The sequence below is a fragment of the Methanofollis fontis genome, assembly GCF_004297185.1.
Lineage (GTDB): Archaea > Halobacteriota > Methanomicrobia > Methanomicrobiales > Methanofollaceae > Methanofollis > Methanofollis fontis.
This window is the reverse complement of record NZ_PGCL01000021.1, coordinates 1-289: the sequence shown is the minus strand read 5'-3', so window position 1 is coordinate 289 and position 289 is coordinate 1. Positions and strand designations below refer to the sequence as shown.

The window sequence follows — 289 nt, the reverse complement described above, 5'->3', positions numbered from 1 at the left end:
GGGGCGGTCATCCTCCTCATTCTGGCGATCACCATCATCGGCATCCCGTTCGCCGCCGTCGCCGGCATCCTCCTGCTCCTCTCGGCGCTGCTCGCCGATCCAGGCCGAGACGAAGAGTCCGGCGAGCAGCGCCGAGAGGAGCAGGAGGATGCCGGCGACGGCGGGGCGGTCATCCTCCTCATTCTGGCGATCACCATCATCGGCATCCCGTTCGCCGCCGTCGCCGGCATCCTCCTGCTCCTCTCGGCGCTGCTCGCCGATCCAGGCCGAGACGAAGAGTCCGGCGAGC

The 289-nt window shown here is 69.2% G+C and carries 1 protein-coding gene; it reads left to right on the top strand.

The features are described from left to right. On the top strand, positions 1 to 289 hold a 289-nt coding region (locus CUJ86_RS11940), incomplete at both ends, for a hypothetical protein (protein WP_165394913.1).